The organism is Tistrella bauzanensis, assembly GCF_014636235.1.
GTDB classification, from domain to species: domain Bacteria; phylum Pseudomonadota; class Alphaproteobacteria; order Tistrellales; family Tistrellaceae; genus Tistrella; species Tistrella bauzanensis.
This window is the reverse complement of record NZ_BMDZ01000011.1, coordinates 14,379-37,420: the sequence shown is the minus strand read 5'-3', so window position 1 is coordinate 37,420 and position 23,042 is coordinate 14,379. Positions and strand designations below refer to the sequence as shown.

Sequence of the window (23,042 nt, the reverse complement as noted above, 5' to 3'; positions counted from 1 at the left end):
TTTCAGGTGATGGTGACGGGTCATACGCCGCTCAACGGTCATCGACCGGCCCTGAAACAGCCGCTGGCGCGGGGCCGCGCTGTGGGCTAAAGTCCGATGATCCAAGGCATTTTACACGACCTTAACCTGTCGTTCAGCCACCCGGAACCGGAGCCTGCGCCGTCATGGCCGTCCTCGATCCCATCCGCCGCACCGATGCGGCCCGCCCGTTGCAGGGCTGGGCCGGGGGTGCCGTGCGGCCGCAGGGCGGCGACAGAGAGGGCTGGGCTGAGAGTATCCGGGCGATCGACCCGGTTGCCGCCTATGGCAGCGATGCCGGCGGCAGCTTCGACCAGGGCAGCTTCGACGATCAGCTGCGCGATCAGGAGCGCCGGCAGAACGGCCAGCGCGGCTTCGCGCGGCCGCTCAGCGCCGGCACCCTGGCAGCCTTGATCGATCTGGCCGGCAACCCTGATTTCGCGGCGGCCAACATCAACACCCGCGCGCCCACCACCCAGGCCCAGGCGGCCGACCGTTATGCGGCAACCGCCGCCGCGGCCGACCCGCGGGGGCCGGATGCCGGTGCCACCCGTGCCGCCGGCGCCGCCGCATCGACCGCCGCCGCCAACACCAGCACCAGCGCCGCCACCACCGGCCTGTTCGGCCTGTTCACCGATTTCCTGGCCAACCGGCCGGAAGCCTCGGCGGTGGTTGCCGCTTATCGCTCGGTCCAGGCGGTCCGCGCCGACCAGCTTGGCCGCGATCTGGCGATCAGCCGGGTGGGGTGACGACCGGGTGGGGTGAAGGGCCGGCTCTGCCTTGCCCGTCGCTATGGCAGCCATTTTTGCGAAAACAGAAAGTTGCGCGGTCAGGATCCGCGTCCTGTCGAGATGATCGGGAGACAGAGCGCGGATGCCGGCGCGAGCGTCGACCGACGGCCCGCCGAGGCACGCCGGTCAACGGCGATGCCGGCATGAGCCAGCGATGGGTCGATGTGCCGGTCGACGTCCATGCGGTTCTGACGGATGGCCGCCGCCAGCATTTCCGTGGCCATTATACGCTGCACCGCGTCGTGCCGGGTGTCGGTGCGTCCGCTGAGGCCGAGCGATGGCATCTCTTTGCGGCACAGCTTGCTCCGGTGGATGTTCAGCCGTAAGGGCCGGTTTGACGTCGGCAGGGGGTCAGCGCGGATCGTCGCCCGGTGGCGTCTGGGCGGCGATGCGGGCCAGCATGTCGCTCATCGCGGTGTCGGCGCTGCCGCGCTTGCGCGGCTGGGGCTGGCCGGTGGCGGTCTTCCAGCCCGCCATGTGGATGATGTCGAGTGTGGCGGTGACGCGGCCATCGGGGCGGCTGAAGCGCTGCTGATAAATCTCGGCGGCGCGCATCAGCACCGCCCGCTTCAACGGGCTGCGGCGACGATCGGCCAGTGCATTGGTGGCGCCGATCATGCGCAGTTCCGCCATCAGCTTCAGCGGATGCGGATAGGCCAGCGTGATGGTGTCGACATCGATCACCGGCAACTGGAACCCTGCCCGCTGCATCAGCCCGGCCGCATCGATCAACTGGGCGAAGGGCGACACCCGCGGCGACAGCCCGCCGTCGATCTCGATTTCGGCCTGGGTCAGCGCCTGACGCAGTTCGGTCAGGCTGTTGCCGCCGGCGATCGCGCCCAGAAACAGCCCGTCGGGCACCAGCGCACGCTCGATCTGGATCAGCGCGCCGGGCAGATCGTTGGTCCAGTGCAGCGAGAACTGGCCGATCGCCAGATCGACCGAATTGTCGGCGACCGGCAGCCGTTCCTCGTCGGCCACCACCACCGGGCCCGGATCGCGCGCGGCCATGGCTTCAGACAATTCCACCCCGACCAGGGTCTCGATCCCGCGCCGGCCCTGAAACAGCGGTCGGGTGGCGCCATCGCGCGATCCGATCAGCAGGGCGCGGGGAAAGCTGCGCAGCACGTCGTCCAGCCTGTCGGCCAGCCGCTCCGCCACTTCCCGGACCATGAAGCCGTGATCGCCGCCGGCGCGGGCGGCGCGGTCGCGCCGGCGGCGCAGAAGCGCACGGTCGAACACCTGGATGATATCGCTCATGGCACCGGTATATGGCACATGGCGCCGCGCGTCCAGATGCCGGGCGCCATGGGCTTGCCTTGGCATGACGGGATGACGCATGATCGTATGACGCACGTGACCGGCGAATATTTTCATCAGAGGTTATGGCATGACGCTGATCGATGATCGGGCACCGGTCACGCCGCGCCGGCTGGCGGTGGCACGCGGCCTGCTGGCACGGCTGGCGCGGGCGGTGCTGGATGCGGCCCTGCCGCCGCTTTGCGGGCTGTGCCGGGCGCCGGTCGATCAACCGGGGCTGTGTGCCACGTGCTGGTCGGGGCTGGGTTTCGTGACCGGCCCGGTTTGCGATTGCTGCGGCGTGCCGCTGCCGGTCGATCCGGGCGGCCCTGCGATCTGTGGCGGCTGTGCGGCCCATCCACCGGCCTTCAGCACCGCCCGTGCGCCGCTGATCTATGATGGCGCGTCGAAACGGCTGGTGCTGGCGTTGAAGCATGGCGATGCCGGGCATCTGGCGCCGCTGCTGGCCGGGCTGATGGCGCCGGTGGCGTCGGGGTTGGGGCCCGTGGATATGGTGGTGCCGGTGCCCCTGCACTGGCGCCGGCGGTTGCGGCGCCGCGACAATCAGGCGGCGCTGATCGCGCGCGACCTGGCGGCGCGGCTGGGCTGCCGCCATCAGCCGGGCATGCTGCGCCGGCGCCGCGCCACCCCGATCCAGGGCAACAAGGGCAGGGCCGCGCGGGCGCGCAATGTTAGCGGTGCGATGGCGGTGCCGGCATCGGCGGATATCCGCGCCCGGCTGTCGGGCGCGCGGGTGCTGCTGGTCGATGATGTGATGACCACGGGTGCCACCGCCGATGCCTGCGCGCGGGCATTGCTGCGGGCGGGCGCCGCCTCGGTGGTGGTGGTGGCCGCGGCCCGGGTGCCGGCACCGGGCGACGGCATCCGCCATATGGCCGATCCGACCGCCCTTGCGGTATGAACCGCGTCGAAGGGCATGGCCGCATCACGCCGGGGCTTTGAGCGCGGGCGATCGCCCCTATATCATTGCCAGCACGTCTTGCGGCCGATGCAGGCCGTCCCGTTCACGGAAGGAAGTCGAGGGTATCGTGGCCGACGTTATTATCTATTCCACGCCGATCTGCCCCTATTGCGCGCGCGCCAAGTCGCTGCTTGACCGCAAGGGCGTCAGCTACACCGATATCGATGTCTATGGCGACCGGGCCCTGCGCGCCCAGATGGTCGAGAAGGCCGGCGGCCGGACCTCGGTGCCGCAGATCTTTATCGACGGCCAGCATATCGGCGGCTCCGACGATCTGCATGCGCTGGAGCGGGCGGGCAAGCTGGACCCGCTGCTTGCCGGCAGCCCGGCCTGACCGCTGATGACCCGGAACACTGCCACACACTCAGCCGCCGCCGACAACCCCATGCCGGCGGGCGTGGTGCGTGTCGCCTGTATCCAGACCACCGCCACGCCGGATATGGCGGGCGGGCTGGACCGGATCGATGATGCGGTCGGCCAGGCGGCGGCAGGCGGCGCCGCGCTGGCCATGCTGCCGGAAATGTCGGCGATGCTGGCCCCCGGGCCCGAACAGCGCGCGGCGGCGGTGGTCGAAGACGACCACCCCGCCGTCGGCCGCTTCGCCGCGATCGCCCGCCGCCACGGCATCTGGCTGCATTGCGGATCACTGGCGGTGGCAACCGGTGATGCGGAGGATGACCGGCTGGCCAACCGCACGCTGGTCTTCGACGGCCAGGGGCGGATCGCCGCCCGATACGACAAGATCCATCTGTTCGATGTGGGCGATCTGGCCGATGGCCAGAGCTATCGCGAAAGCGACCGTTATCGCCCCGGCGACCGCGCGGTGGTGATCGATACCCCTGCCGGACGGATGGGGTTGTCGATCTGCTATGACCTGCGGTTTCCGGCGCTGTATCAGGCACTGGCCACGGCCGGGGCCACGATCATCGCCATTCCTTCGGCATTCACCGTGCCCACCGGCCGCGCCCACTGGCATGCGCTGATCCGCGCCCGCGCCATCGAATGCGGCGCCTGGGTGATGGCCCCGGCGCAGACCGGCGAGCATTACCCCGGCCGGCGCACCTATGGCCACAGCCTGATCGTCGACCCCTGGGGGCGGGTGGTGGCGGAGGCGGCGGAAGAGACCGGCGAGACGGTGATCTTCGCCGATATCGACCCGGCGGCGGTGACCGATGCCCGCGCCAAGGTGCCGTCTTTGTCGAACCGGCGGGATTTTCTGGCACCGTGATCGCCCCGGCGCCGTGAATGCCTGTGACCGTGATCTCCGGCCTGCGGTCAGGCGCTCATCACCGCCGCCAGCACCGGTGCCATCAGCACGTTGAACAATCCGGCCAGAACCATCACCAGCCCGGCGATGGAGCCTTCCTCGGTGCCGAGCTGATGGGCCTTGGCGACGCCGGCGCCGTGGGCGCCCATGCCGAACAGCGCGCCACGGGCCAGCGCCGAGCGCAGCGGCAGCCAGTTGAGCATCACCTCGCCGATCGCGGCGCCGCAGACACCGGTCAGGATCACGAATACCGCGGTCAGGTCGGGCAGGCCGCCGATATCGTCCGACACCGCCATGGCGAAGGGCATGGTCACCGAGCGCGGCATCAGGCTGCGTGCCAACTGGTCGGACAGGCCCAGAAGATCGGCCATCACCCAGGCGCTGGCCATGGCGATGCTGCTGCCAATGGCGACACCCAGCGCCAGAACCGGCCAGTGCCGGCGGATCACGGCGCGGCGTTCATAGATCGGCAGGGCGAAGGCAACGGTGGCCGGGCCGATCATCAGGGTCAGCCAGTGGCTGCCGCGGCTGTAATCGCCATAGCCGGCGCGGAGCAGGGTGGCGAGGCCGATCAACAGCGCCGGCGTCACCAGCAGCGGCGAGGTGTACCATGCCGGGTGCAGCCGGTTCAGCGCCCGGGCGCCGATATAGAAGCCGATGGTGGCGGCGGGCCAGAACAGCAGTGTCGCGGGATCGTCAGGCAGGGTCATGACGCGTCCTCAACCGGAAGAACAGTTCCACGGTCAGTGCGGTGGAAGCCATCACCATCAGCGTGCCGGTCAGGATCACCGCCAGCAGCTTCAGGCCCAGCGTGCCGATGAATTCGTGGTGGTCGAGCAGGGCCATCACGGCGGGCACGAAGAACAGCAGCATTTCGGCCAGCAGCCATTTCGCGCCCCGGCCCAGCGTGTCGGGCCGGATGCGATGGGTGGCCAGCAGCACCAGAACCACGGCCATGCCGATGATCCCGCCCGGCACCGGCAGGTGCAGTTGGCGGACCAGCGCTTCGCCACAGGCCCAGAAACCGGCCAGCAGTGCGATCTGCACCAGGCGGTTGCGGTGGAGTGTGTGACGGATGGCGGCGGCAAGCCTCTGGCGGCGCATGGGTCTGATCCTCTAAGGTTCTGAAATCAGTGTATGCTGCATCGCGGCATGTCGAAAATGAATTGATTGCATTCTGGAAATGCGATCCTGGAATACATTGACGACGGATTGGAACGGGATCGATGAAACCGGGACAGGGTTGATGGAACTGCGCACGTTGAGGGCCTTCGTCGAAGTGGTCCGCCAGGGCGGCTTCTCGCAGGCGGCCAAGGTGGTGAACACCACCCAGCCCACAATCAGCAAGGCGGTGAAACAACTAGAAGACCAGTTGGGCACACCGCTGCTCGACCGTGTGGGGCATCGCAGCGAGCTGACCGAGGCCGGGCGCATCGTCTATCGGCGGGCGCTGGCGATGCTGGCCGAACGCGACGACATGATCGCCGAGATGGACGAGCTGCGCGGGCTGAAGCGCGGCACGCTGACCCTGGGCCTGCCGCCGCTGGGATCGGCCACCCTGTTCGCGCCGCTGTTCGCCATGTTCCGCAGCCGCTATCCGGGGATCGAGATCGGTCTGGTGGAACATGGCAGCAAACGGCTGGAAGAGGTGCTGCTGGCGGGCGAGATCGACATGGCGGCATCGCTGCTGCCGGTGGCGGAGGATTTCGATGTCCAGGCGGTGCGGGCCGAGCCGCTGGTCGCTCTGCTCAGCCTGAACCATCCGCTGGCCGGGGCGGCGCGGATCGATATGCCGATGCTGGAGCATGAACCGCTGGTGATGTTCGAAAGCGGCTTCGCGCTGAACAAGATCATCAACGATGCCTGCCGCCGGCACGGGTTCAGGCCAACGGTGGCCGCGCGCAGCGGCCAGATCGATTTCATCGTGGAACTGGCCGCCGCCGGGCTGGGCATCGCCTTCCTGCCGCGGATGATCGCCGAACAGCGCCGGCATCCGGCGGTGCGGCTGGTGGCGCTGGACGATGCCGAGATGCATTGGCACATGGCGCTGATCTGGCGGCGGGGCGGTTATCTGTCCCATGCCGCGCGGGCCTGGCTGGCCTTGACCCGCGAGGTGCACGGCCACGGCTGACCGACACATGCCGACGGGACATGGGCCATATGCGGTCAAGTCATGTCGGCCGGGCGCTGTTGCGGTGCAATATCAAGGGCCGGGCCGTGCGCCATCCGCGGCGCATGACCGTGATCCGTGTTCCGGAGATCCGGCCCCATGTCTTCCCCGCCATCGCCTTCCCCGTCATCGTCTTCCCTGTCATCACCCCGGTCACGACTGGCTCGCCTGCCGCTGCCGCTGGTGGCGATCGCGCTGGCCTCGTTCGGCATCGGCACCACCGAATTCGTCATCATGGGCCTGCTGCCCGATGTGGCACGGGATCTGGGCGTCGACATTCCGGCGGCCGGCCTGCTGGTCACCGGCTATGCGCTGGGGGTGACTTTCGGGGCGCCGGTGCTGGCGGTGCTGACCGCGGGCATGAACCGGCGCACGGCCCTGCTGCTGCTGATGGCGATCTTCATTCTGGGCAATCTGCTGTGCGCGGTCGCACCCGATTACCGGATGCTGATGGCGGCCCGGGTGGTGACCGCCTTCTGCCACGGCGCCTTTTTCGGCCTGGGGGCCGTGGTCGCGGCCCAGGTGGTGGCGCCGGAAAAGCGCGGTCAGGCGATCGCGATCATGTTTTCCGGCCTGACGCTGGCCAATGTGCTGGGGGTGCCGTTCGGAACCGCGCTCGGCCAGGAACTGGGCTGGCGGTCGACCTTCTGGGCAGTGGTGATGATCGGCGTCGTGGCGGCGGGCGCGCTCTGGGCCTGGCTGCCGCGCAGCCTGCATGCCGGCACGGCCGGGCTGCTGGGCGAGGTGCGCAGTCTGGGCCGCAGGCAGGTGCTGCTGGCCATGCTGATCAGCGTGCTGTCATCGGCCAGCCTGTTCAGTGTGTTCACCTATATCGTGCCCATGCTTCAGGACGTGACCGGCATTGCGCCGGGGCGGGTGACGCTGGTGCTGCTGCTGCTGGGCGTGGGGCTGACCATCGGCAATCTGATCGGCGGCCGGCTGGGCGACTGGCGGCTGATGCCGGCGGTGATCGGCCTGTTCGTGGCGGTGATGCTGGTGCTGGCGGCTTTCACCCAGACGCTCCATGCGGTCTGGCCGGCGGTGCTGTCGGTGTTCCTGTGGGGGATGGTGGCGTTCGCGCTGGTCTCACCGCTTCAGATGCGGGTGGTGACCGAGGCCCGGGGCGCGCCCAATCTGGCCTCCACGCTCAACCAGGGGGCCTTCAATCTGGGCAATGCGGCCGGCGCCTGGATCGGTGGCCTTGCGATCGGCCATGGCCTGTCCTATGACCGCATCCCCTGGATCGGGGTGGCGCTTGCGGCCATCGGGCTGGGTTTCAGCCTGCTGTCCCACTGGCTGGACCGGCGCTGCCTGCGGCCGGTGGTGCCCCATCCAGCAGGCCGGCCAGCGCAGCCTTGAACACTGGTGAGCGGGCGATGGCGTTGAAGCCGTGGCCGGCGCCGGGGATCTCGACAAAGCTGCCGGCGATGCCGGCGGCTTCCAGAGCCTGGCGATAATCGCGGCCCAGGCTGGGCGGGGTGTTGGTGTCGTTCTGGCCGGTGACCACCACCACCCGGGTTAAGGCATCACCGGTGCGGCGCGGGATGGTCTTGACCTGATCGATGGCCGACAGGCTGTTCGGCCAGGGCCCGCGGCCGCGATCCTGGCGCCAGCGGGCGACGTCGCAGGGGCACGAGACCAGCATCGCCCGATCGATCAGCCCGGGCGTGCGGCCCAGAATGACACCGGCCAGATTGGCGCCGCCGGAATGACCCAGCACCACCAGTCGCATGGCGCCGGTGCGGCTGCGCAGGGTGCGTAGCGCCTCGGCGATCGCATTGGCGGCATCATGGGTGTAATGGTCGCGCCGTTCATTGGTGGCGCCGTCCGAGATATGGCTGTCGCCATCGCCATAGCCGGGGCGCATCAGCACGGCGGTTGCCAGCCCCTGGCGGCTTGCGGCCAGATCGCGCGCCAGATCCTGCAAATAGTCGACCGGCCCGCCGCTGGACAGGTCGCCATGCAACAAGACCAGCAGGGTTTCGGCATTGGTGGGGCCGAAACGGTTGACCGCCAGGCACCCGAGCTTGCCGGCCGGCACGAAATACTGCAGATCGCGGTCATTGCAGGCAGCGGCACGCGCCGGTGCCGTCGCGGCCACCATCCCCGCCAGAACAGCGGCCGCCATCATCAGCACCACACCGCGGATGCGGGCGATAGTCACGGGGCATCCCTCCATTATTGTCTTGGGCGTCATCGTGTCATGACTGGCGGCAACATAAAACGCCCCGGCGAAAAAATACCGCCGACGGCAGAGGCGCCGGCGGCGGCAAGGCACGGTGCGGTCTTCACGCGGAACGGCGACTGGCCGGCTGGCCGGCCAGTCGATCAACGCGCCATCCGGTCATCAGGCAGGCTGGGCCTGCCTCAGATATCTGGCTGGGGCGTGATGCGCAGATAGGGCTTCAGGCGCCTGAAGCCCTTGGGAAAGCGGGCCACGGCCTCGGCATCGGTCACCGCCGGCACGATGATGACGTCATTGCCCCGGCGCCAGTTGACCGGGGTTGCGACCGCGAAGCCGTCGGTCAGTTGCAGGCTGTCGATCACCCGCAGGATTTCCGTGAAATCACGACCGGTGCTGGCGGGATAGGTGAGGGTCAGCCGCAGCTTGCGCGCGGGGTCGATCACGAACACCGACCGCACGGTCAGGGTGTTGCTGGCATTGGGGTGGATCATGCCATACAGGCCCGCGACCACCCGCTCCGGGTCGGCGATCAGCGGATAGGTCACCGTCTGGCCCTGGGTTTCGGCGATATCGCCCAGCCAGCGGTGGTGATCTTCAACCCCGTCGACCGATAGCGCGATGACCTTCACACCACGCGCGGCGAAGGCGTCGTGCAGGCGCGCGACCTCGCCCAGTTCGGTGGTGCAGACCGGGGTGAAATCCTTCGGGTGCGAAAATAGAACCACCCAGTTCTCGCCGGCCCAGTCGTGAAGATCGATCCGGCCGTGGGTGGTGTCGGCGGTGAAGTTCGGCACCACGTCGCCAAGTTGCAGAGCCATCGTCAACCCCTCCTCCCCTAACCGGCCCGTACCGGCCCTGTCCGGGGGGCGGTGGCCCGATTCTCCATATCGCTTGGAAAATCATGCGGGGATTCCTTGGACCGTTCAATATTTATCTGTAAATATTTTCGATATAACAAATCTAAAAAGTTATTTATTGGCGGAGGCGGCGCTTGCGATGGACGGGGCGGCGTGCCATCTACTAGTGCATAACGAACAGCTTCCAGACCGTCGGCTGACGGGCCAGATGCGGGTTTGCGGGGATCATGATCGTCTTCGACCTCAAATGCGGCGCCGACCATCGCTTCGAAGCGTGGTTCAAGGACAGCGACAGCTTCACGGCCCAGGCCGCGAGCGGCGAGATCGGCTGCCCGGTGTGCGGGGACGACAGGATCGTGAAGGCGATGATGGCGCCCCGGCTGAATATCCGCTCCCATGGCCGCGAGCCGTCGCGGCCCGACCCTGATGCCAACGCTGATGCCGGCCGTGATGTCATAGCCACCGGTGGCGATGTGCCCGCGGCCCCGGCAGCCACGCCCGACCCGGCCACCGCGCGGTTGATGGCGGTACAGGGCGAGGTGATGAAGCGCCTGCGTGAGATCCGGCGCGAGGTCGAGGCGTCGTGCGATTTCGTCGGCGACCGCTTTGCCGAGAAAGCCCGCAGCATGCATCTGGGCGAAACCGAGGCGCGCCCGATCTATGGCCAGACCACCGAGGAAGAGGCCGAGAGCCTGCGCGAGGACGGCATCCCCTTCGCGGCGGTTCCCTGGCTGCCCCGTGACGACGGCTGATCGCAGTTCATAACGCATACCAGCTTTTGGATGGCGGCCTTGCTGCGGCGGCGCGGCGAGATGTCCCGCCTGCTCGACCGGCTGACGTCGATGGTGCCGGCAGTTGGCGCGTGCCGGAAATTGCAAATAGATCGTCTTCTCGGCCAGGCTCTGTGTTCGCGACGATCAGATGCGCTGATGTCACGCGACCCGCCGGCGCCGGCCCGCTGAGGCCGGTGCCGACGGGGCGGAACGACATCAGGCCACCCGTCCATCCGCGGCGCGTGTGACGGTTGCGTCCGGGGCCGCCGTATCGGGGGCGGTAGCCCGCTTCAACCGCCGGCCCAGTATCAGCGGCAGCACCGCGACCAGGGCGGCCGCGATCCAGAGCACGATCGAGATGGTGCTGTCGAACAGGATGCCGATATCGCCGCCGCTGATCGCAAGCGCGTTGCGCAGGTTCACCTCCATCACCCGGCCCAGCACGAAACCCAGGATGATCGGCGCCATGTCGAAGCCGGTCTTGCGCAGCAGCCAGCCGGCCATGCCGATGCCCAGCATCAGCAGCACCGAGAAGGCGGAGGCGTGGGTGGAATAGACGCCCACGATCGACAGAACCAGGATGCCGGGCACCAGAACCCAGTTCGGCACGGTGAGCACCCGGGCGAAGATCCGGACCAGCGGCAGGTTCAGCGCCAGCAGCAGGATGTTGCCGATGAACAGCGAGGCGATCAGCCCGCCGACGATTTCCGGCCGGTCGGTCATCAGCGTCGGGCCGGGCTGGATGTTGTAGAGCATCAGCGCGCCCAGCATCACCGCGGTCGTGCCGGAGCCGGGCACACCCAGGGTCAGCATCGGTACGAAGGCGCCGCAGGAGGTGGCGTTGTTGGCGGCTTCCGGTGCCACCAGCCCGCGCGGATCGCCCTTGCCGAAGCTGCCCTCGCGATCCGAGATCCGCTTCTCGGTCATATAGGCGATGGCGCTGGAGACCGAGGCGCCGGTGCCCGGCAGCACGCCGACCACGAAGCCGATGCCGCTGGAGCGCAGCGCCGTGCCGATGCTGCGGCGGATGTCTGAGAGCCGGGCTGTCATCCGCCCCAGGCCGCGGATGATCTCGGTGCCGGCGGCCTGCTTCTCCAGCAGGATCAGGGCTTCCGAGATCGAGAACAGGCCGATCACCAGCACCACGAATTCGATGCCGTCGCCGAGTTCGGGCTCGCCGAAGGTGAATCGATAGGCGCCGGAGGTGGCATCCAGCCCGACGGTTGCCAGCATCAGGCCGAGCACGCAGCCGATCAGGGTCTTCACCGGCCGCGCACCCATCATCGAGCCGAGGGTGGCGAAGGCGAAGACCATCAGCACGAAGTATTCGGCAGGCCCGAAGCCGGTGGCGAGGCCGGCCAGCACCGGTGCGAACAGGGCAAGGCCCGTGGCGCCGATCATGCCGCCGGTGAACGAGGCGAGGCCGCTCAGCATCAGCGCTTCGCCGGCCCGGCCCTGACGGGCCATGGGATAGCCGTCGAGCGCGGTCATCACCGCGCCGGCATCACCCGGCACGTTGAGCAGGATCGACGAGATCCGCCCGCCATACTCGGCGCCGCAATAGATCGCGGCAAGCAGGATCATGGTGCTTTCGGGCGGCAGGCCCATGGTATAGGCGATGGGCAGCAGCAGGGCGATGCCGTTGATCGGGCCGATCGCCGGCAGGGCGCCGATCATGGTGCCGAGGAAGCAGCCGATCAGGCCGATCAGAAGATTCTGGGCGCTGAGCGCGACCGAGAACCCTTCCCAGAGATAATCGAAGGACATGCGACGAACTCTCCCGTCAGCCGAAGACCGTGCCGGTCGGCAGATAGACCTCCAGCGCCGCGACGAACACGCTCCACCAGAGTGCCGCATGCAGCGCGCCGCCAAGGACGGCCCTCGGCCAGCCGGCGCCGAACACGCGGGCAACACCGGTGGTGAGGACGAAGATCGCGATCGGGAAGCCGAGCGGTTCCATCAGCAGCACCGCCGAGACCGCGAGCGCCGGGATGGCGAGGGTGCGGCCGAGCAGGGCCCCCCGGGGCAGATCCTCAGCCCCTTCAGGCCGGCGCGCGAATAGCAGCGCGAATACGGCGAGCGCGATCGCCAGCGCCACAGGGAAGACCCTTGGCCCCAGCGGATCCGACGCGAAGGCATAATCGATCCGGGCGCCGATGAGGCCATAGGCGATGGCGAAGAGAAAGAGGCAGGCAGCAGCGACCCTGCCAGTGGGCAGGTGACCGCGACCGTGACCGGCTGAACCGCTCATGGCGTCACATCCCCGCATCCGCGGCGATCTGCTTGAAGCGGGCGACGTCGTCACGGACCTTCTGTTCGAAATCGGCGCCCAGAAGCGTATAGGGATAGAGGCCGCGAGCGGTCCGCTCCGCCTCGAATTCCGGGGTCTTCGACAGGGCGGCGAACTGGTCGACCCACCAGCGATAATCGTCTTCGGATACGTCGTGGCCGATATAGTAACCGCGCCAGACCGGCCATTCGATATCGATGCCCTGCTCACGCGCGGTCGGCACCGCGGCCAGTTCGCCGGGCAGGCGTTCCGGTGCCATCACCGCCAGGATGCGGACCTTGCCGGCGGCATGGTGGCGCGCCATCTCGGCGGCATCGCCCGCGCCGATCGCGACATGGCCGCCTTCCAGCGCGGTGAGCACCGCGCCGCCGCCCTCAAGTGCCACATAGCGCATGTCGCGCGCCGGATGTCCGGCGGCCTTGGCCAGCATGACGCCCTTCATCCAGTCCTGCGAGCCCACCGCACCGCCGCCGGCGATCGGAAACTTGCCCGGCTCCGCCGCATAGGCGTCGATCAGCTCGGCCAGGGTCTGGTAGGGGCTTTCGGCGGCGACCACCAGCACGCCGTAATCGGCGCCAAGCGCCCCCACCCAGCGCACGGCGGTGTCGTCATAGCGGCCGAACTTGCCCTGGGCGAGCAGCAATGCCGAGCCCGACGAGGCGGCGGCGACCAGATTGGCATCGGTGGCGCGCTTGCCGATCACATGGTTATAGGCCACCGCGCCGACACCACCTTCCATATAGGTGACGATCATCGGCCTGGAGATCAGCTTCGCCTGGAGCATCGCATTGGCGATCAGCCGGCAGGTGAGGTCGAAACCGCCGCCGGGCTTGGCGCCGGCCAGACATTCCGGCCGGTCGGGTGCCGCCATGGCCGGCAGGGTGATGGTCGTGGCGGCGGTGGCAAGAGCGAGGCCAAGTGCCGGGAGCAGGGCAGAAATGGGGCGGCGCGGGGCGTTGCGGGGCATGGTCGGTTCTCCGATCATCCGGATGATGGCAAAGGAAATCCGTTTCTCTTCATGAAATACGAAGAGATGAGAGCATTGATCAGCGCCCGCATACCTGTCTATTGCAGGAATGCGGGTGATATCAGCCTGTATTTTTTTGAGAAACTATGTCTTTGCCGCAATGGGCATCATGGTATCCTCCCTTTTGTCTTGTGGTGGATCCGTCTTCGCGGATTGTCCTGCATGATGGCGGGTGAACCTGTCAGGAGTCTGTCTGACACCGGGGGTTTCCGTTCCTGGCCAATGGTTCTCGCGCGGGGGGATTTTGATGCGCATCCTGCTGGTGGAGGATACCCACGACGTCGGGGAAGCGATCTGCCGGCGGTTTCAGGCGATCGGCCATAGTGTCGACTGGGAGACCGACGGCACCGCGGCGGCCGAGATCCTGGACTTCACCGATTATGCTCTGGTGATTCTGGACGTGATGCTGCCGGGGCTCGACGGCTTCGAGATCCTGAAGCGTCTGCGCCGGGCGGGGAACAGCACACCGGTGCTGTTGCTCACCGCGCGTTCGGAGGTCGAGGACCGGGTCGGCGGGCTCGATCTCGGCGCCGACGACTATCTGGTGAAGCCCTTCGATTTCCGCGAACTCGAAGCCCGCGCCCGGGTGCTGATGCGCCGCACCGCCGGCGAGGCGACCAATCTGCTTGCCTGCGGCGACGTGATCATCGACCGCGCCGCCCGTCAGGTCCGGCTGGGGACGCGCGAGATTCCGCTCAAACGTCGGGAGATGACCCTGCTGGAACTGTTTGCGGCCCGGCCCGGGCGGGTCTTCGGCAAGGATGAACTGCTCGACCAGTTGTTTGGTTTCGGCGAGGGGACCAACCCCAACGCTATCGAGCTGTATGTCGGCCGGCTGCGCAAGAAGCTGGAGGGGGCAAAGGTGCGGATCGTCACCGTGCGTGGTGCCGGCTATCAGATGGTGACCGATGATCAGGTCTGAGCCCGCCCGGTTGTCGGCGGAGACCAGACCGTCGCTCGCCTCGCGGCTGATGCTGCGTATCGGGGCGCTGGTGGCGGCCGGGGCGGTGATCCTGGTGACCGCCGCCTGGTATTATGCCAGGGCGGCGGCCGACGATGCCTATGATCAATTGCTGGTCGGGGCGGTGCTGCAGATGACCGAGGGCCTGGCGGTGGAGGACGGGGAACTCACGGTGTCATTGCCGGTCTCGGCCTTTGAACTGCTCGGGCTGGCGGGGCAGGACCGGATCTTCTATCGGGTCATCGACCCGGCGGGCCGCACGCTCACCGGCTATGACGATCTGGCGCCGCCGTCGGAGGCGGGAGCTGTGGGCGACCGGCCGCTGGTCACCGACGGCCGGCATGGCGGCGAAGCGGTGCGCATGGCGGTGGCGTCGCGCCGGTTGACGGACCCCGCGATCAGCGGCACCGCCCGGGTGGTGGTGGCCCAGACCGAACGGGCGCGCCGGGATCTTGCCCGCGAACTCACGCTGCGGGTGGTCGGGCTGGTGGCGGTGATGGCGGCGGTCGCGGTGACGGGAACCATGCTCGCCATCCGCTATGCGCTGCGCCCGGTCCGGGGCATGGGCGAGGCTTTGGGGCGGCGCGATCCTCACGACCTGACGCCGCTGTCGACCGATGTTCCGCGCGAACTTGGCCCCTTCGTGGGCTCGATCAATCATTTCATGGGCCGGCTTGATCAGCGGGTGGGCGGGCTGCAGCGCTTCATCGCCGATGCCGCCCACCAGATCCGCACCCCGCTGACCGCGCTCTCGGCCCAGATCGATCTGTTGGAGCCCGCCGTTTCGGGCGATGAGGGGTTGCGGCATCTGACGCGGGTGCAGGACCGGCTGCGGGAACTGGCCCGGCTGACCAATCAGTTGCTGAGCCATGCCATGGTCATTCACCGGGCCGATGTGGTGCAGCTGAAGGCCGTGGATCTGGTCGACGTCACCCGTCGTGCCTTCCGTTCGGCGATCCCGATCACCATCGACCACGACACGCTGGTCTCGTTCGATGCGCCGCCCCGGCCGGTTATGGTTCTGGGCGATCCGGTCAGCCTGCGCGAGGCGGTGGCCAATTGCATCGACAATGCGCTGACCCATGGCGTGATGTCGCGGCTGGAGGTGCGGGTGGTGGTGCGGGACGGCCGGGCCGCGATCGAGGTCGAGGATGATGGCCCCGGCATTCCGGCCGAGGACTGGCCGCACATGCTGCAGCGCTTCGCCACCACCCGCGCGGGCGATGGCGGCACCGGCCTGGGCTTCGCCATCGCCGCCGAGGTGATGGCCGCCCATGGCGGGGAACTCGGCTTCCGGGTGGTCGAACAGGGTGGTTTCGTGGTGATCGCCACCATGCCGCTGGCACCGGCGACGGGAGGCGGGGGATGATCCGCCGGGCGCTGGCGACGGCGCTGTTCGCGGCCGCTCTGGCTTATGCCGCCCCGACGGTGGCCCGCGAAGGCGAGACCGTGGTCTTCGCGGCACCGGCCGTCGAGACCGATCGGCTGGCCATCCATGCCGCGACCGATGTCGCGGCAATGGCGCCGTTGATCCGCGATTTCCAGACCCGCAATCCCAGCGTCACGGTCGACTATGTCGAATATGTCAGCAACGATCTTCAGGCGGCCGCGATCTCGGCCTGTGCGGCGCGCAAGGCGCCGGGCGATCTGCTGATCTCGCCCTCGGTCGATCAACTGCTCAAGCTTGCCAATGACGGCTGTGCGCTTGCCCATCTGTCGCCCGAGACCGAAACGGTGCCGGACTGGGCCAACTGGCGCAACGAAGTCTTCGGCTTCTCGATCGAGCCGGCGGTGTTCGTCTACAACGCCCGGCTGGTGCCCGAGGCCGAGGCGCCGCATACCCATGTCGAACTGGCCGACCTGCTGCGCCGGCAGATCGACCGCTATGCCGGTCGGGTCGGCACCTATGACATCCGGGTCTCGGGCATCGGCTATCTGTTCGCCTTCAACGATGCCCGCCAGACCACCACGATCTTCGGCCGGCTGCTGGAGAGCCTGGGCCGTGCCGCCGTCGTGGTGCGCTGCTGCACGTCGGATGTCGTGGCCGAGGTGGCGGCGGGCCGGCTGCTGATCGGCTATAACATGCTGGGCTCATATGCCTATGCCGCGGCGCGTACCGATCCGGCGCTCCGGGTCGTGGTGCCTGCGGATTACGCGTTGGTGCTGGCCCGCGGCGCGCTGATCCCCACCCATGGCGCCAGGCCCGACCTTGCCCGGCGCTTCCTCGACTATCTGCTCTCCGCCCGCGGCCAGCAGGTGGTGCGGGACGAAGCGTTCTTCTTCTCGGAAGACGGGCCGATGCCGGCGGGCGTCGCCGGGCCGCGCGCGCTCGACGAGGGTGGCATCGCGCGGCCGATCCGGATCGGCCCTGCACTGCTGGCGGTTCAGGATGCCGCCCAGCGTCGCCGCTTCATCCGCGACTGGAGCCGGTCGATGGTGGATATGGGGGTGCCGCCCACGCCATGACGCGGACCGTGCCCACCCGGTCCGGATCAACCCCGCATGGCCGCCGCGATCAGGCCGGCTTGCGGGCGGCGATCAGATAGTTGATGCCCAGCGACCCGCCGGTGTGCCAGCGGCCGGTGGCGAGGTCGCGGTTCAGCCCCACCGCCTGGAACGGGCGGAGGCCGGCATCGCGCAGGCCCCGGGCGAGTTCCGATGGCTTCAGAAACTTGCGCCAGTCATGGGTGCCGCGCGGCACCCAGCGCAGCAGGTATTCCGCGCCGATGATGGCCCCCAGAAAGCTGGCTGGCGTGCGGTTGAGCGTGGAGGCGATCAGCACCCCGCCGGGCTTGAGCAGCCGGGCGGCGCTGTCGAGGAACAGCGCCGGGTCGGCGACATGTTCGACGATCTCCAGCGTCAGGACGGCGTCGAAGGCGGCGGTCTCGCCCGCCGCCACCAGATCTTCCGCCGCCTCTGCGCGATAGCGGATGTCGAGGCCGGCATCGCGGGCATGGGCCGCCGCCACCGCGATGTTGCGCGCGCCGGCATCCAGCCCGGTCATGCGGGCGCCCAGACGGGCCAGCGGTTCGCAGACCAGCCCGCCGCCGCAGCCGATATCGATGATGTCGAGCCCGGAAAGCGGCCGGTCGGCCAGAGGGTCGCGGCCGGCATGGCCGCAGATCGTGTCGCGGATATAGCCGATGCGGGCCGGATTCAGGGCATGCAGCGGCGCGAACGGCCCCGCCGGATCCCACCATTCCTCGGCAATTCGGGTGAAATTGTCGATTTCGCGGGCATCGACGGTTCCGGATGCGGCAGCATGGGGTCCGGCGGCAGGGCTCATGGGGATTTGCGTCCTTCGGGCTGATCTCCGGTGCGCATCCTTGCACGGTCCGGCAGGTGAGAGTATGAATATGCGCCCCGCGAGCGACAAGGGCTTGACGGCAGCATCAATTGCGTAAACGGCCAGTAAAATCGACCCGGGTCGCCTGCCACAGTGGCGCGCAGGCCAGGTCGAGACGACGGAGCGGACCCAGACATGGCGCGCATCGTGATGAAGTTCGGCGGCACATCTGTCGGCGACATCGAACGGATCAAGACCGTCGCCAGGCGGGTCAAAACCGAGGTGGAGGCAGGCAACGAGGTGGCCGTGGTGGTCTCGGCGATGTCGGGCACCACAAATCAACTGGTCGCCTGGTGTCGCGAGGCGGATCTTGTGCACGACGCCCGTGAATACGACACGGTCGTCGCCTCGGGGGAACAGGTGACCGTGGGCCTGCTCGCGATCGCGCTGCAGGCGATCGGCGTGCCCGCCCGGTCGTGGCTGGGCTGGCAGATCCCGTTCCGCACCGATGATGCCCATGGCCGCGCCCGGATCGAGGGCATCGAGGGGGCCGAATTGCTGACCCGCATGGCGCGCGGCGAGGTGCCGGTGGTGGCCGGGTTCCAGGGCGTGTCGCCCACCGGCCGGATCACCACCCTTGGCCGTGGCGGGTCCGATACCTCGGCCGTGGCCCTGGCCGCGGCACTGCATGCCGACCGCTGCGACATCTATACCGATGTCGACGGCGTCTATACCACCGACCCGCGCATCGTTGCGAAGGCGCGGAAGCTTGATAAGATCACGTTCGAGGAAATGCTTGAGATGGCATCTCTCGGAGCGAAGGTTCTGCAGACCCGCTCGGTCGAGATGGCGATGAAGCATGGTGTACGCGTACAGGTTCGCTCCACCTTCTCGGACGCGCCCGGCACCCTGGTCGTTGACGAGGACGAGATCATGGAACAGAAGCTGGTGAGTGGCATCGCGTACAGCCGCGACGAGGCCAAGATCACCCTGGTGCGCGTGCCCGACCATCCGGGAATTGCCGCCCATGTGTTCGGGCCACTTGCCCGGGCCGGCGTTAATGTCGACATGATCGTGCAGAACGTGTCGGAAGACGGCCGTGCCACCGACCTGACCTTCACGGTCGGCAAGGCGGATATGGAACGGGCGCTGGCCGTGCTGGATGGCGCCCGCGCCCAGATCGGCTGCGAGCGGGTCGACGCCGATCCGAACGTCGCCAAGGTTTCGGCGATCGGCGTCGGCATGCGCAGCCATGCCGGCATCGCCTCTCAGATGTTCGATGCGCTGGCGCGCAAGGGCATCAACATCATGGTGATCTCGACATCCGAGATCAAAATCAGCGTGCTGGTGGCCGAGGAATATACCGAGCTGGCGGTGCGCGCCCTGCATGCGGAGTATGGCCTGGATGCCGCTTGACCGGCCGACCGCGCGTTCCGGCGCGGAAAACCCCGATGCGGGGAACACGGGCGCTGTGTGGCTGGACCACATGTGGCGCCGGGGCACGGCCCTGCTCGGAACCCGCTATGCGATTCTGGGCGGCGCCATGTCATGGGTGTCGGAACGCCATCTGGTGTCGGCCATCTCGAATGCCGGCGGTTTCGGTGTCATCGCCTGCGGGTCGATGGGGCCGGATCTGCTGCGCGCCGAGATCCGTGGCACCCGGGCGCTGACCGCCAAACCCTTCGGCGTGAACCTGATCACCATGCATCCGGAACTGGATGCGCTGATCCGGGTCTGCGCCGAGGAAGAGGTCGGCCATGTGGTGCTGGCGGGCGGTCTGCCGCCGACGCCGGCGATCCAGGCGGTGAAGGCATCCGGCGCCAAGGTGCTGTGCTTTGCGCCGGCGCTGGCGCTGGCGCGCAAGCTGGTGCGCATGGGCATCGACGGGCTGGTGATCGAGGGCGCCGAGGCCGGCGGCCATATCGGCCCGGTGTCGCTGAATGTGCTGATGCAGGAGATTCTGCCCGAGATTTCCGAGGTGCCGGTGTTCGTGGCCGGCGGCATCGGTCGGGGCGAGGCGATCGCGGCGTTCCTGGACATGGGCGCCGCTGGTGTCCAGATCGGCACCCGCTTCGTCTGCGCCACCGAGTCCATCGCGCATGAGAATTTCAAGAAGGCGTTCATCCGCGCCGCGGCCCGCGACGCTCAGCCGACGACCCAGGTCGACCCGACCTTCCCGGTCATCCCCGTGCGTGCGCTGGGCAATGCCGGCACCCGGCGGTTCGTCGAGCATCAGCACGATGTCATCCGCCGCTATCGTGCGGGTGAGCTGGACATGAAGGCCGCTCAACTGGATATCGAGCATTTCTGGGCCGGCGCGCTCAGGCGTGCGGTCATCGATGGCGACGTCGAGAACGGCTCGCTGATGGCGGGCCAAAGCGTCGGCATGGTCCGCAAGGTCCAGCCGGTGGCCGAGATTGTCGAGGAACTGGTCAGCGAGGCGGCGGCCCGCTTCGCCAGCCTGCGTGGCGACCGGCTGCCGCCTGAGGCCGAAGACCGGCTGCCGCCTGAGGCCGAAGACCGGCTGCCGCCAGAGGCTGGCGAGGCGACGCAATCCAAGGACGGCCAGTCCGCCCCTCAGGGCGAAACATGAGCGTCGGGGCGCAGGCCATTCCGGGACCGCGCCGCCTTCTCAGGCGGTTGCGCGACGTCATGGCCGCGCCCGGCACCGCGCAATCGCGCCTCAATCAGGTCGTGCTGGTCATCGCCGCCGATATGGTGGCCGAGGTCTGCTCGATCTATGTCCGGCGCGCGGGCGACGTGCTGGAACTGTTCGCCACCGAAGGTCTGAACCCCGAAGCGGTCCACAAGACCCGGCTCAGAGTGGGCGAGGGTCTGGTCGGTCATGTCGCCGCCCAGGCGACCGCCCTGTCGCTGTCGGACGCCCAGTCGCATCCCGATTTCGCCTATCGCCCGGAAACCGGCGAAGAGGTCTACCACTCGCTGATGGGCGTGCCGATCCTGCGGTCGGGGCGGGTGGTGGGTGTGCTGGTGGTGCAGAACCGCACACGGCGCAATTACACCGAAGAGGAACTGGAAGCGCTCCAGACCGTCGCCATGGTGCTGGCCGAGTTGATCGGCGCCGGCGATCTGGTCAATCCGTCGGAATTCTATGAGGCCGAAGGCAACGCCACCCTGCCGCAGCGCGCCGAGGGTGTGCGGCTGGCCGATGGCGTGGCCATGGGCGTCGCGGTGCTGCACCGTCAGGCGATCGAGATCCGCCAACTGGTGGCCGAAGACCCCGAGGTGGAGGCGCGGCGCCTGTCGGACGCGCTGGACCTGTTGCGGGCCCAGGTCGACCGCATGCTGGCCCGGCCCGACATCGCAAGCGGCGGCGAGCATCGCGAGGTGCTGGAAACCTATCGGATGTTCGCCCATGACCGGGGCTGGATTTCGAAGATCAACGATGCGATCCGCAACGGCCTGACCGCGGAAGCCTCGGTCAAGCGGGTGCTGGACGATATGCGCGTCCGGCTGAACGCGGCGAGCGACCCTTATCTGCGCGAACGCGTGCTGGATCTTGAGGATCTGGCCGGGCGGCTGCTCGGCCTGCTGACCGGCGGCCCTGAACCCGCCGCGCGGGAACTGCCCGATGACATGGTGGTGATCGCCCGTGCCATGGGCCCGGCGGAGCTGCTGGATTACGACCGCACGAAGCTGCGGGCGCTGGTGCTGGAGGAAGGCTCGGCCACGGCCCATGTGGCGATCGTGGCCCGCGCGCTCGACATCCCGGTTCTGGGGCGGGTCGATGGCGCGCTGGCCAAGATCGCGGCCGGCGACCCGGTGATCGTGGATGCCGACAACAATCAGTTGATCATCCGCCCGGGCGAGGATGTGGTCGAGGCGGTGCAACTGACCCTGGCCGCCCGCGCCGAGCGCAAGGCGGCCTTCGCGGCCTTGCGTCACATGCCGTCGATCACCCGCGATGATGTGCGGGTGAACCTGCTGATGAATGCCGGCCTGCTGGCCGACATGACCATGCTGGGCGAAAGCGGCGCCGAGGGCATCGGGCTCTATCGGACCGAGCTGTTCTTCATGGTCCGCTCGCAGATCCCCGATGTCGAGGCCCAGGCCGACCTCTATGCCCGCGTGCTCGACCAGTCGAGCGAGCGGCCAGTGTATTTCCGGACCCTCGACGTCGGGTCCGATAAGCAACTGCCCTATTTCAACCACCGTCCGGAAGAGAATCCGGCGATGGGCTGGCGGTCGCTGCGCCTGACGCTGGACCGGCCGGTGATGCTGCGCCGGCAGGTGCGGGCGCTGCTGATGGCCAGCGCCGGCCGGCAGTTGAACATCATGTTCCCGATGGTGGCCGAGGTTGCGGAATTCGATGCCGCCCGCAAGCTGGTGAACATGGAGGTGGCGCGGGCGCGCCGCCTGCGTCAGCGGCTGCCCTCGCAGGTGCGGGTCGGCACCATGCTGGAGGTGCCGGCACTGGCCTGGCAGTTGCCGGCGCTGCTCGACCGGGTGGATTTCGTCTCGGTGGGGTCGAACGACCTGTTGCAGTTCCTGTTCGCCTGCGACCGGGGCAATCCGGAGCTGTCGGACCGCTATGACCTGCTGTCGCCGGCGGTTCTGGCTTTCCTCAGCCATCTGGTCGACGCCTGTGCCCGGGCCGATGTGGAACTGTCGCTGTGCGGCGAAATGGCCAGCCGGCCGCTGGAGGCCATGGCGCTGATCGGCCTCGGCTTTCGGCGCATGTCGATGCCGGCCGGTGCCATCGGGCCGGTGAAGGCCATGGTGCGCAGCCTTGATCGCGGGCAGTTGAGCAGCTATATGCGCAGTCTGCTGAACGTGCCGGACCATTCGGTACGCGACCGCCTGCTGGCCTATGCGCATGATCATGGCATCGCCATCTGAGCGGCCCGGTGCGGAACGTCATGGCCGCGGCATGCGGCTGCGCCGGATTGCCGGGCCGGGCACAGTCCAGTCTGGGTTAAGCCATGGGCGAGACTGGCGGATTTCGCAGCCCAGCCCCCGGCTGCTGCGGGCTTGCGCTTGGCCCGGACCAAGAGTACGGTCGACGTCATTCGGCACCGCACAACGGCGACCGCGTTCGTATCGCATCCATGACGTCCGTATCGGACCGTAAAACGGCCGGTTCCGGTGGGATGCTGCAGCGCAGCTTTGCGCAAT

Annotated in this window: 23 protein-coding genes; 14 read left to right on the top strand and 9 right to left on the bottom strand. The window is 68.1% G+C overall.

Annotated elements, in window-relative coordinates:
- The first annotated feature begins 164 nt into the window (after window positions 1-164).
- Entirely contained in the window at window positions 165-767 is a 603-nt protein-coding gene (locus IEW15_RS06880) for a hypothetical protein (protein ID WP_188576144.1), read from the top strand.
- Window positions 768-952: 185 nt separating this feature from the next.
- Window positions 953-1,135 carry a hypothetical protein gene (locus tag IEW15_RS06875; protein ID WP_188576143.1) on the top strand — a complete coding sequence of 61 codons (183 nt, stop codon included), beginning with the start codon at window positions 953-955 and terminating at the stop codon, window positions 1,133-1,135.
- A gap of 25 nt (window positions 1,136-1,160) precedes the next feature.
- On the opposite strand, the gene IEW15_RS06870 is transcribed toward IEW15_RS06875, so the two are convergent.
- Window positions 1,161-2,135 (bottom strand): methyltransferase domain-containing protein, encoded by a 975-nt coding sequence (locus IEW15_RS06870; protein ID WP_229707876.1) that lies wholly within the window; start codon window positions 2,133-2,135, stop codon window positions 1,161-1,163.
- Window positions 2,136-2,199: 64 nt separating this feature from the next.
- Here IEW15_RS06870 and IEW15_RS06865 point away from each other — a divergent pair, with 64 nt between their 5' ends.
- From IEW15_RS06865 to IEW15_RS06855, 3 genes are all read left to right on the top strand, one after another.
- Window positions 2,200-3,030: a ComF family protein gene (locus tag IEW15_RS06865; protein WP_188576141.1), complete on the top strand. Its 831-nt coding sequence runs from the start codon at window positions 2,200-2,202 to the stop codon at window positions 3,028-3,030.
- Between the two features lie 127 nt (window positions 3,031-3,157).
- Complete coding sequence (gene grxC / locus IEW15_RS06860; RefSeq protein WP_188576138.1) at window positions 3,158-3,424, top strand: glutaredoxin 3; 267 nt, start codon at window positions 3,158-3,160, stop codon at window positions 3,422-3,424.
- 6 nt (window positions 3,425-3,430) lie between these two features.
- Complete coding sequence (locus tag IEW15_RS06855) at window positions 3,431-4,318, top strand: carbon-nitrogen hydrolase family protein (RefSeq protein ID WP_229707875.1); 888 nt, start codon at window positions 3,431-3,433, stop codon at window positions 4,316-4,318.
- Between the two features lie 47 nt (window positions 4,319-4,365).
- Here IEW15_RS06855 and IEW15_RS06850 read toward each other — a convergent pair whose 3' ends face one another.
- Together IEW15_RS06850 and IEW15_RS06845 are read right to left on the bottom strand one after the other, a co-directional pair.
- Window positions 4,366-5,067 carry an LrgB family protein gene (locus IEW15_RS06850; RefSeq protein WP_188576136.1) on the bottom strand — a complete coding sequence of 234 codons (702 nt, stop codon included), beginning with the start codon at window positions 5,065-5,067 and terminating at the stop codon, window positions 4,366-4,368.
- Complete coding sequence (locus tag IEW15_RS06845) at window positions 5,054-5,461, bottom strand: CidA/LrgA family protein (protein ID WP_188576134.1); 408 nt, start codon at window positions 5,459-5,461, stop codon at window positions 5,054-5,056. Before IEW15_RS06845 ends, IEW15_RS06850 begins: the two co-directional genes overlap by 14 nt.
- Before the next feature lie 142 nt (window positions 5,462-5,603).
- Here IEW15_RS06845 and IEW15_RS06840 point away from each other — a divergent pair, with 142 nt between their 5' ends.
- Together IEW15_RS06840 and IEW15_RS06835 are read left to right on the top strand one after the other, a co-directional pair.
- Window positions 5,604-6,488: a LysR family transcriptional regulator gene (locus tag IEW15_RS06840; protein WP_188576132.1), complete on the top strand. Its 885-nt coding sequence runs from the start codon at window positions 5,604-5,606 to the stop codon at window positions 6,486-6,488.
- Between the two features lie 138 nt (window positions 6,489-6,626).
- Window positions 6,627-7,886 carry an MFS transporter gene (locus IEW15_RS06835; protein WP_188576130.1) on the top strand — a complete coding sequence of 420 codons (1,260 nt, stop codon included), beginning with the start codon at window positions 6,627-6,629 and terminating at the stop codon, window positions 7,884-7,886.
- Here the strand turns inward: IEW15_RS06835 and IEW15_RS06830 are convergent.
- Complete coding sequence (locus IEW15_RS06830) at window positions 7,804-8,691, bottom strand: alpha/beta hydrolase family protein (RefSeq protein WP_188576128.1); 888 nt, start codon at window positions 8,689-8,691, stop codon at window positions 7,804-7,806. The two genes, IEW15_RS06835 and IEW15_RS06830, sit on opposite strands and share 83 nt — an antisense overlap.
- 203 nt (window positions 8,692-8,894) lie before the next feature.
- Window positions 8,895-9,530, bottom strand: a complete 636-nt coding sequence (locus tag IEW15_RS06825; RefSeq protein ID WP_188576126.1) for a peroxiredoxin — start codon at window positions 9,528-9,530, stop codon at window positions 8,895-8,897.
- 266 nt (window positions 9,531-9,796) lie between these two features.
- Between IEW15_RS06825 and IEW15_RS06820 the strand changes: the two genes are divergently transcribed.
- The gene (locus tag IEW15_RS06820) at window positions 9,797-10,321 is read left to right on the top strand and encodes a DUF1178 family protein (RefSeq protein ID WP_188576124.1); all 525 of its coding nucleotides are present in this window, start codon (window positions 9,797-9,799) and stop codon (window positions 10,319-10,321) included.
- 237 nt (window positions 10,322-10,558) lie between these two features.
- On the opposite strand, the gene IEW15_RS06815 is transcribed toward IEW15_RS06820, so the two are convergent.
- Genes IEW15_RS06815 through IEW15_RS06805 form a run of 3 tightly spaced genes read right to left on the bottom strand, consistent with a single transcriptional unit; the run spans window position 10,559 to window position 13,599 of the window.
- Window positions 10,559-12,109, bottom strand: coding sequence for a tripartite tricarboxylate transporter permease (locus IEW15_RS06815; protein WP_188576122.1), 1,551 nt, complete (start codon window positions 12,107-12,109; stop codon window positions 10,559-10,561).
- 16 nt (window positions 12,110-12,125) lie between these two features.
- Window positions 12,126-12,593, bottom strand: coding sequence for a tripartite tricarboxylate transporter TctB family protein (locus IEW15_RS06810; RefSeq protein WP_188576120.1), 468 nt, complete (start codon window positions 12,591-12,593; stop codon window positions 12,126-12,128).
- A 4-nt stretch (window positions 12,594-12,597) separates the two neighbouring features.
- The gene (locus IEW15_RS06805) at window positions 12,598-13,599 is read right to left on the bottom strand and encodes a Bug family tripartite tricarboxylate transporter substrate binding protein (RefSeq protein WP_188576118.1); all 1,002 of its coding nucleotides are present in this window, start codon (window positions 13,597-13,599) and stop codon (window positions 12,598-12,600) included.
- A 307-nt stretch (window positions 13,600-13,906) separates the two neighbouring features.
- Here IEW15_RS06805 and IEW15_RS06800 point away from each other — a divergent pair, with 307 nt between their 5' ends.
- Genes IEW15_RS06800 through IEW15_RS06790 form a run of 3 tightly spaced genes read left to right on the top strand, consistent with a single transcriptional unit; the run spans window position 13,907 to window position 17,086 of the window.
- Window positions 13,907-14,581: a response regulator transcription factor gene (locus tag IEW15_RS06800; RefSeq protein WP_188576115.1), complete on the top strand. Its 675-nt coding sequence runs from the start codon at window positions 13,907-13,909 to the stop codon at window positions 14,579-14,581.
- Window positions 14,568-15,989 (top strand): sensor histidine kinase, encoded by a 1,422-nt coding sequence (locus IEW15_RS06795; RefSeq protein WP_188576113.1) that lies wholly within the window; start codon window positions 14,568-14,570, stop codon window positions 15,987-15,989. Before IEW15_RS06800 ends, IEW15_RS06795 begins: the two co-directional genes overlap by 14 nt.
- Window positions 15,986-17,086, top strand: coding sequence for an ABC transporter substrate-binding protein (locus tag IEW15_RS06790; protein ID WP_188576111.1), 1,101 nt, complete (start codon window positions 15,986-15,988; stop codon window positions 17,084-17,086). The genes IEW15_RS06795 and IEW15_RS06790 overlap by 4 nt, the downstream gene beginning before the upstream one ends.
- Before the next feature lie 49 nt (window positions 17,087-17,135).
- On the opposite strand, the gene ubiG is transcribed toward IEW15_RS06790, so the two are convergent.
- Window positions 17,136-17,906: a bifunctional 2-polyprenyl-6-hydroxyphenol methylase/3-demethylubiquinol 3-O-methyltransferase UbiG gene (gene ubiG, locus IEW15_RS06785; protein WP_188576109.1), complete on the bottom strand. Its 771-nt coding sequence runs from the start codon at window positions 17,904-17,906 to the stop codon at window positions 17,136-17,138.
- A gap of 195 nt (window positions 17,907-18,101) precedes the next feature.
- Between ubiG and IEW15_RS06780 the strand changes: the two genes are divergently transcribed.
- The 3 genes from IEW15_RS06780 to ptsP all read left to right on the top strand — a co-directional run bounded on the left by IEW15_RS06780 (window position 18,102) and on the right by ptsP (window position 22,766).
- Window positions 18,102-19,322: an aspartate kinase gene (locus tag IEW15_RS06780; RefSeq protein ID WP_188576108.1), complete on the top strand. Its 1,221-nt coding sequence runs from the start codon at window positions 18,102-18,104 to the stop codon at window positions 19,320-19,322.
- Between the two features lie 70 nt (window positions 19,323-19,392).
- Window positions 19,393-20,499 carry an NAD(P)H-dependent flavin oxidoreductase gene (locus IEW15_RS06775; RefSeq protein WP_229707887.1) on the top strand — a complete coding sequence of 369 codons (1,107 nt, stop codon included), beginning with the start codon at window positions 19,393-19,395 and terminating at the stop codon, window positions 20,497-20,499.
- Window positions 20,496-22,766, top strand: a complete 2,271-nt coding sequence (ptsP, locus tag IEW15_RS06770; RefSeq protein ID WP_188576104.1) for a phosphoenolpyruvate--protein phosphotransferase — start codon at window positions 20,496-20,498, stop codon at window positions 22,764-22,766. Before IEW15_RS06775 ends, ptsP begins: the two co-directional genes overlap by 4 nt.
- Window positions 22,767-23,042 lie beyond the last annotated feature (276 nt).

Excerpts from the sequence above, each read along its gene's own strand:
- IEW15_RS06810 (WP_188576120.1), bottom strand. The coding sequence starts at position 12,593 with ATGAGCGGTTCAGCCGGTCACGGTCGCGGTCACCTGCCCACTGGCAGG.
- IEW15_RS06845 (WP_188576134.1), bottom strand. The coding sequence starts at position 5,461 with ATGCGCCGCCAGAGGCTTGCCGCCGCCATCCGTCACACACTCCACCGC.
- IEW15_RS06805 (WP_188576118.1), bottom strand. The coding sequence starts at position 13,599 with ATGCCCCGCAACGCCCCGCGCCGCCCCATTTCTGCCCTGCTCCCGGCA.
- IEW15_RS06840 (WP_188576132.1), top strand. The coding sequence starts at position 5,604 with ATGGAACTGCGCACGTTGAGGGCCTTCGTCGAAGTGGTCCGCCAGGGC.
- IEW15_RS06795 (WP_188576113.1), top strand. The coding sequence starts at position 14,568 with ATGATCAGGTCTGAGCCCGCCCGGTTGTCGGCGGAGACCAGACCGTCG.
- ubiG (WP_188576109.1), bottom strand. The coding sequence starts at position 17,906 with ATGAGCCCTGCCGCCGGACCCCATGCTGCCGCATCCGGAACCGTCGAT.
- IEW15_RS06835 (WP_188576130.1), top strand. The coding sequence starts at position 6,627 with ATGTCTTCCCCGCCATCGCCTTCCCCGTCATCGTCTTCCCTGTCATCA.
- IEW15_RS06790 (WP_188576111.1), top strand. The coding sequence starts at position 15,986 with ATGATCCGCCGGGCGCTGGCGACGGCGCTGTTCGCGGCCGCTCTGGCT.
- IEW15_RS06870 (WP_229707876.1), bottom strand. The coding sequence starts at position 2,135 with ATGCCAAGGCAAGCCCATGGCGCCCGGCATCTGGACGCGCGGCGCCAT.
- IEW15_RS06855 (WP_229707875.1), top strand. The coding sequence starts at position 3,431 with ATGACCCGGAACACTGCCACACACTCAGCCGCCGCCGACAACCCCATG.
- IEW15_RS06775 (WP_229707887.1), top strand. The coding sequence starts at position 19,393 with ATGTGGCGCCGGGGCACGGCCCTGCTCGGAACCCGCTATGCGATTCTG.
- IEW15_RS06780 (WP_188576108.1), top strand. The coding sequence starts at position 18,102 with ATGGCGCGCATCGTGATGAAGTTCGGCGGCACATCTGTCGGCGACATC.
- IEW15_RS06850 (WP_188576136.1), bottom strand. The coding sequence starts at position 5,067 with ATGACCCTGCCTGACGATCCCGCGACACTGCTGTTCTGGCCCGCCGCC.
- IEW15_RS06875 (WP_188576143.1), top strand. The coding sequence starts at position 953 with ATGAGCCAGCGATGGGTCGATGTGCCGGTCGACGTCCATGCGGTTCTG.
- IEW15_RS06820 (WP_188576124.1), top strand. The coding sequence starts at position 9,797 with ATGATCGTCTTCGACCTCAAATGCGGCGCCGACCATCGCTTCGAAGCG.
- ptsP (WP_188576104.1), top strand. The coding sequence starts at position 20,496 with ATGAGCGTCGGGGCGCAGGCCATTCCGGGACCGCGCCGCCTTCTCAGG.
- IEW15_RS06880 (WP_188576144.1), top strand. The coding sequence starts at position 165 with ATGGCCGTCCTCGATCCCATCCGCCGCACCGATGCGGCCCGCCCGTTG.
- IEW15_RS06825 (WP_188576126.1), bottom strand. The coding sequence starts at position 9,530 with ATGGCTCTGCAACTTGGCGACGTGGTGCCGAACTTCACCGCCGACACC.
- IEW15_RS06800 (WP_188576115.1), top strand. The coding sequence starts at position 13,907 with ATGCGCATCCTGCTGGTGGAGGATACCCACGACGTCGGGGAAGCGATC.
- IEW15_RS06865 (WP_188576141.1), top strand. The coding sequence starts at position 2,200 with ATGACGCTGATCGATGATCGGGCACCGGTCACGCCGCGCCGGCTGGCG.
- IEW15_RS06815 (WP_188576122.1), bottom strand. The coding sequence starts at position 12,109 with ATGTCCTTCGATTATCTCTGGGAAGGGTTCTCGGTCGCGCTCAGCGCC.